Annotated in this window: 6 protein-coding genes; 1 reads left to right on the top strand and 5 read right to left on the bottom strand. The window is 60.7% G+C overall.

Annotated features, from left to right (window positions below):
• Positions 1–23: 23 nt before the first annotated feature.
• Positions 24–848: a proteasome assembly chaperone family protein gene (locus tag ACP5J3_RS10260; RefSeq protein ID WP_428495607.1), complete on the bottom strand. Its 825-nt coding sequence runs from the start codon at positions 846–848 to the stop codon at positions 24–26.
• A gap of 80 nt (positions 849–928) precedes the next feature.
• On the opposite strand from ACP5J3_RS10260, the gene ACP5J3_RS10255 reads away from it, so the two are divergent.
• A complete protein-coding gene (locus tag ACP5J3_RS10255) occupies positions 929–1,531 on the top strand; it encodes an alpha/beta hydrolase family protein (protein WP_428495606.1) in 603 nt (200 codons plus the stop codon).
• On the opposite strand, the gene ACP5J3_RS10250 is transcribed toward ACP5J3_RS10255, so the two are convergent.
• The 4 genes from ACP5J3_RS10250 to alaS are packed head-to-tail and all read right to left on the bottom strand — an operon-like array spanning position 1,518 to position 5,874.
• Positions 1,518–2,258, bottom strand: coding sequence for a DUF2192 domain-containing protein (locus ACP5J3_RS10250; protein WP_428495605.1), 741 nt, complete (start codon positions 2,256–2,258; stop codon positions 1,518–1,520). The two genes, ACP5J3_RS10255 and ACP5J3_RS10250, sit on opposite strands and share 14 nt — an antisense overlap.
• Positions 2,227–2,772 carry a 50S ribosomal protein L16 gene (locus tag ACP5J3_RS10245; RefSeq protein ID WP_428495604.1) on the bottom strand — a complete coding sequence of 182 codons (546 nt, stop codon included), beginning with the start codon at positions 2,770–2,772 and terminating at the stop codon, positions 2,227–2,229. The genes ACP5J3_RS10250 and ACP5J3_RS10245 overlap by 32 nt, the downstream gene beginning before the upstream one ends.
• Positions 2,773–2,818: 46 nt before the next feature.
• Complete coding sequence (locus ACP5J3_RS10240) at positions 2,819–3,199, bottom strand: nascent polypeptide-associated complex protein (protein ID WP_263243166.1); 381 nt, start codon at positions 3,197–3,199, stop codon at positions 2,819–2,821.
• Entirely contained in the window at positions 3,196–5,874 is a 2,679-nt protein-coding gene (gene alaS, locus ACP5J3_RS10235) for an alanine--tRNA ligase (protein WP_428495603.1), read from the bottom strand. Before alaS ends, ACP5J3_RS10240 begins: the two co-directional genes overlap by 4 nt.
• Between the last annotated feature and the right edge of the window lie 67 nt (positions 5,875–5,941).

The following is a 5,941-nucleotide window of genomic DNA, read 5'->3' as shown; positions in this document are numbered from 1 at the left end:
GGTGGCTCTTTAAAAAACTTTTCCTAGAAGACCAGCGGTATCTCTCTCTTCTGGGCGGTGGCCACTGCCTCCACTGGCTTGAAGAGGGCCTCGAGGTTCTTCTCGATGAGGAAGGCGTATTTAGAGGCGTGTTCCTGTAGCTTTGTGGTATCTATCTGAATCTCGGCGAGCTTCGCCACGGCGTTTATCAGCTTCAAGGCGGCGCCGACGTCAGGCCCCACGCGGCCCACCAAGTCGTTTAGTATAAGCATGACGTCGCGGTGAGTCGAGATCTTGCCGCTGTCAACCAGCCTCTTGATAGCTGTGAGGAGTCTAGACTCGGCTATGAGGAGGGCGCCGTCTATATTCCTCCCAAGCACCGCGTCGAGATACGCGCCCTCAAGCCCCGCGACGGTGGCCTCTTTTATGGGCTCGAACCCGTACTGCTTAAACTTCTCCACGAGGTCCTCCTCGGTTACGAAGTATACGTTGTCGCTCTCCCTCTCGCCGGCGGCCGGCATGGAGGAGAGGCAGACCACGAGCTTTACCTTGTTCTCCTCAGCCCAGTCGAGTACCTTGTGTATAAACTCCGCATATATCTGCGGTGGGATGGGGACGTGTTGTCTAATCGCCACTATCCCAGCTTCACGTGAGTAGAATATGCGGTGCGGCAACTTCGCGGCGCCGTTGACCACCGCGATTACCGGAGGCATCTCGGTGATTCTAATCGCGCCTATCTCCTCCATCTTCAACGCATCGATTAGGTACTCAACCGCCACGACGCCAGCCAGGGAGGGCTCGGGACATGCCATGACCAATATATTCCTCTTGTCTCTAGGCAACCCGCTTATTTTAACCTCAAGACGCATACCTATAGATCACCACCACTTTATAAATCAATGGCCCCTTCCCCGCCCCAAAATTTAAAAAGCTACACCCCACTAGCGCTATGCCTAAGGCGGTGGCGTTTCACGGCTACAGAAGCTCGCCTACAAACATCAACTGGCTGACAAGACCGCTCGCCGAGAGCGGCTTCGAGGTGGTGGCGCCCTCTATAAGAGATGTGGACGACGGCTACGAGGCCGGTGTGAGGGAATTGCCGGTGGCGGTCGCCGCCGGGCACAGCATGGGGGGCACCGTGGCACTCCTCCTCGCGGCGAGGAACCCAGGCTCTGTCAACTGCGTAGTTGCCGTGGCGGCGCCGGTGGACAGGAGGCTCCAGCTCCAGTACCTCCTCCAGTCAGACGACCCCTACATGAAGAAGCTGGCTAACCACCTGGCTTCTCTGGGCGGCAAATTGGAGCAGACCTCGCCGTCCCGCTACATAGGCAACGGGATGCCCCCGGTTCTCTACATCAGAGGCTCCGCGGACAACGTAGTGCCGAGGATACACGTCGACATCCTCGCCGGCTTGTCAGACAAGTTAAACTTCCCACTGGAGGTGGTGGAGATAGAGGGGATGGGCCACTCCCCCCAGAGGGAGGAGCACATCCACAGAATTGCAGACGCCGTGAAAAAATTCGTAGGTAGGTGCGGCTCTACCCAATCTTAGGCAGTACCCCCTTGGCGAAGAGCTTCGATAAGAGGGACTTATCCACTTTGTATATGTGGTGGGCCACCTCGGCGATCAGCCTGTCGCTTGGCTTACATTTCTGGAAGCCCATCCTGAGGCAGTATGTGTATTTCATAATTTTGAGGTTTTCGGCGCTTCTTATCCTCCCCAGCGCGATGTCCTCAGCTATTTTGTAGGCGCTGTAGAAGGCGGCGTAGTTTACCAAGCGCTCCGACAGCTGTGGATACGCAGTCTCGTAGATCTTCAAAGCCTTGGTTAGCAAAATCTCTGGGTAGTAGCCCAAAACCACCCCCGTGAACACGAGCCTGAGGACTCTAAAGACCCTGTCCTCGGCTGATTTCCCCTTCACCTCCTCCGTCTTCCTCTCCAGCGCCTCCTTAAGCTCGGCGGGCAGGACCTCGCCGACGTTGCGTATAATCTCCACAGCCTCGACAGCCCTGTTCTCGATGTAGAAAATGTCGTCGTAATCCCCGGCGGCGAGGACACCTGCGCCGTAGATCCCTACTAGATACACCGTGGCGATCTCCTTGTCGTAAATCCCCTCTTTCGAAAGGCCGCGGAGGGGCTCAACCCCCTTCTCCCTATACACCTCCTGGAGCTCGGCGACCAGCGCGGAGCGGGAGGTGACAAGCCCGTTGAGGACGCGCTCTAGTAGTACAAGGGCGGCCTCTATCCTATCTTTGTGCAGTTGCCTTGCCGCCTCCATCCTTCGCCTCTATAACTATCCGTGTGGGCAGGGGCAACTTTGACGAGGCGCGTCTCAGCGCCTCCTTGATGTGGGCCGTGTGCTCCGGCTTAAACTCGGCGTAGAATATGACCTCCCCCGGCTCGACCCTCGCCGCCCTCCCCGCCGGCGATCCAAAGGCCAGCCTCATACCCTCTTGTAGACGGTCTGCGCCCGCCATTGCCAGCATTCTATTCTCCCTGAGGACGTGGTGGGGAACCACGTTAAGCCTGAGGTAGTAGTTGGCGTCCCCCACGTATTTGGTCAAGTACTTCGAGGCCATCTGCCTCGCCGCCTCCAGCGCCTGCATCCTAATCTGGCCCCGCTCCTCCACCACGAGCTTAGCCACCATGGTGAAGGCCGCCCGGGCCGCCGCGCTTGTGGTGCCCATGTCAAACTTGGGGATCTGGATCATAGGGGCGCCGTGGATATATTCCTCCCTCGTGTAAGGCGGCCCCTTAATCCGCTTGTAGCACCGCCCCGGCCTAACTGGCATACGACAGAGATGGGGGTATAATATAAACTTTATCCAGCCGCCGGGCCTACCCCTGCCTCCTCGACATCAACTTCATCGCCGCCTGCACCAAATCCCCCTTCGCCTCTATGAGGGCCTTCACCACCTCCTCCCTCGGGGCCCCCGTCTGCTCCGCCACGAGCGCGATGTCCTCCTCACTTGGCACATACCCAGAGGCCTGGGGCTGTTGTTGCTGCTGGGCTACCCTCTGGACCGAGCCCTCCGCCGTCTGTATCTGGTAGACAAGCATCTTGTTAGGCATCTTCATCAGAGCCACGGTGGGGTTGTTGATGCGGAGGACCTCCCCCGACTTGAGCCTAATCTCTACATACGCCGCGTCCACCTCCTCCACCTTGATACCCATCCTCTTGAGGATCCGCTCCAAGTCGCGGGGGTTGGAGGGGATCATGCCAGCGCCCTCTTCACAGCCTCTATTAAAGTCTTGACGTCGCCTGTGTACACCCCCTGGGCGAAGGTCTTAGAGCCGCCTCCTCTGAACCCCACCTCCCGCATCGCCTTGACAATCGGCGCCACGTCGACGCCTCCCGTGAACACCGTGGCCCTCCCCCCGCCCACCACAAGCAGAACCAGATCCTTGTCGCGGCCCGTGGCTATCTGCGCCACCCTCTTGGCCAGCTCCTCGTCGTCTAGCTCCAAGACGGCTAGCTTGTAGCGGCCGGCGGGCTCAGTCCTCAGGCTCTGCGCAAGCCCGGCGGCGTAGAGCTCCGCGTAGCGGTTAGCCCTCCTCTCAGCCTCCTCCGCCCTCTGCAACAGCCTCCTCACCGAGTCCACCACGTCGTCCCTCCTCCCCCCGGCAAGAGAGGCCGCCTCGGCCACCTGGCGCTCCAGCTCCTGGACGTAGGCGAGGGCGTGGAGCCCCGTGGTGAATATGAAACGCACCACGCCGTCGGCGATGCGCTCCACCTTTTGGATCTTGATGAGGCCGATCTCTCCCGTGGATTTGAGGTGGGTGCCTCCGCACGCCTGGACGTCGAATGGAGCCTCGTCGGGGCCTATCTGCAACACCCTGATCTCCCTCGCCGGCACCACCCCGCCTTGGTACAAGACAAAGCCGTACTTCGCCTCCGCCACGTTTCGGGGGACCAACCTGGCGTACACCGGGAGGTTCGCCTGCACCACGGAGTTGGCGAGCCTCTCGATAGCCGCCACCTCCTCCGGCGTGGGGAGCTTGAAGTGGGTCACGTCGAGGCGGCTGGAGGGTATGTCCTTCTGCGCCCCAGCCTGCCATATGTGGGGCCCCAGCACCCTCCTAATGCTCTGGATGAGGACGTGCGTGCCTGTGTGCATCTTCATGAGGGCGTACCGCCTCTCCCAGTCGATCTCCCCAACCACCTCGCCCCCCTCCGGCGGGGCCCTCCCCTCGACGACGTGCACAATTACGTGCCCCACCCGCTGGACGTCGACGACCTTCGCCTCCCCGCCGTCGAACCTGAGCACGCCGACGTCCGCCGGCTGGCCGCCGCCCTCTGCGTAAAACGCCGTCTGATCAAGCACCACGTACCTCCCGTCTATCACCCTCAGAACCCTCGCCTTGAAGCTCTTCATGTAGGGATCCTCGTAGAAGAGCTCCCTAGTCCTCGGCAGGTCCACCACCCTAGCCATCTCCACCAGCGTCTTCTCCTCATGCCTCTCCCTCCTGGCGTGCCGCGCCGCCAGCCTGGAGTAGAAGTCGTCGGGTATCCTAACCTCAACCCCGAGCGACTTCGCCGCCTCCGCCACCACCTCGGGCGGGAGGCCGTAGCTGTCGTACAGCGACACTAGGTCGTCGGCGTCGAAGCCAGACCTCCCCCGCCTCCTCGCCTCGTCAAGCGCCTTCTTCACCACCCCCGGGGCCGACTTCAAAACCTCTCTGTACTTCCTCTCCTCGATATCCACCAGCTCGAGGATGAGCCCCCTCGCCTCCCACACCTCCGGGTAGTCGCCCCTCAGCTCCTTGAGGTGCATATCGAAGAGCTCCACCAGAGGCGCCTCCACCCCAGCAAGCCTCAAACTCCTAAGCGCCCTCCTAATGAGGAGGCGGGCGAGGTACCCCGCCCCGCTGTTCGACGGGATGACGCCGTCTGCGATCATCCACGACACAGTCCTGCTGTGGTCGGCCAGCACGTACAGCGCCTCCTGCGGCCTAAACACCTCCCTCAGCCACCTGGGGTCGACGCCGATCTTCTCCGCAATTACGTCGTAGGCCTTCTCCAGCCCGATAACCTCGGGGTCCATCTGGCCGAAGTAGATGGAGGCCCTCCCCATGACGTCCACGGGGGGCTCCGGCACCCCCAGCCGCCGCCTGGCCCTATCCAGAAACGGCCCGAACACAGCGTCGTATATAGTCGGCGTCCCCTTCAGAAGCCAGTAAATCCTCTCAAGACCGTACCCGGTGTCCACAATCTTCAGTGGGAGCTCCACGTACCTCCCCTCCTTAACCTCGTAGTGCATAAAGACGAGAGTCGCCACCTCCAGCCCCCTTATCAAAACCTCAAAACACTCCCCGGCGTTCCCCCCGCCCTCCCACACAGACTCCTTAAAGGTAATCTCCTCCGGCGCAATGCCCAGCTCCTCTGTGAAGAACCGGTACGCGTACTCAGTAGTCTCGTCGATCCAGTATACATGCTTGTCCGGGTAGTTAAAGGCGTGGTGAGCCATCATCTCGAAGCCGGTGAGGTGGCGGCCGCTCCTCCCAACCTTGTCCACGTCGGTCAGCCGGATAGAGGGCTGGGAAATCGCCAGGGGGTTCGCCGGCGGCGGCACCGCCCCACTCGTCACCCACGGCTGGAAGTCGTAAATCGACGCCCCCACGAGGTAGACGTCGTCTCTCCACCTAGCCACAACCGGATACCTCTTAATCCTAACATGGCCGTGCCGCTCGAAAAACCGCAGAAACCTCTCCCTAAGCTCCCCAAGCGACTCCACCGACACCTTCGCCGGGGGGTTCCCAATGAAGCCATACGGCACGCAGGGCTGGTCGCCGCAGTAAACCTGGTCCGCCCTCTTCGTCCAGAAATAGGACCCGCAGAGCGGGCACCGCTTCCTCAAGAAGCCAGACCTCTCCAAAATCCTGGCGCTCAACATACCTCACACCTCCAACTCCCTATAAATGCATTTTTTCTGGCATATGCCCAGGTCGGCGCACACCGGC

This window comes from Pyrobaculum sp. (genome assembly GCF_049971835.1).
Taxonomy (GTDB): domain Archaea; phylum Thermoproteota; class Thermoprotei; order Thermoproteales; family Thermoproteaceae; genus Pyrobaculum.
The sequence above is the reverse complement of the archived record's forward strand: the minus strand, read 5'-3'. Positions and strand labels throughout refer to the sequence as shown.

Coding starts and splice junctions, on each gene's coding strand:
- ACP5J3_RS10260 (WP_428495607.1), bottom strand. CDS start 848: ATGCGTCTTGAGGTTAAAATAAGCGGGTTGCCTAGAGACAAGAGGAAT.
- ACP5J3_RS10255 (WP_428495606.1), top strand. CDS start 929: ATGCCTAAGGCGGTGGCGTTTCACGGCTACAGAAGCTCGCCTACAAAC.
- ACP5J3_RS10250 (WP_428495605.1), bottom strand. CDS start 2,258: ATGGAGGCGGCAAGGCAACTGCACAAAGATAGGATAGAGGCCGCCCTT.
- ACP5J3_RS10245 (WP_428495604.1), bottom strand. CDS start 2,772: ATGCCAGTTAGGCCGGGGCGGTGCTACAAGCGGATTAAGGGGCCGCCT.
- ACP5J3_RS10240 (WP_263243166.1), bottom strand. CDS start 3,199: ATGATCCCCTCCAACCCCCGCGACTTGGAGCGGATCCTCAAGAGGATG.
- alaS (WP_428495603.1), bottom strand. CDS start 5,874: ATGTTGAGCGCCAGGATTTTGGAGAGGTCTGGCTTCTTGAGGAAGCGG.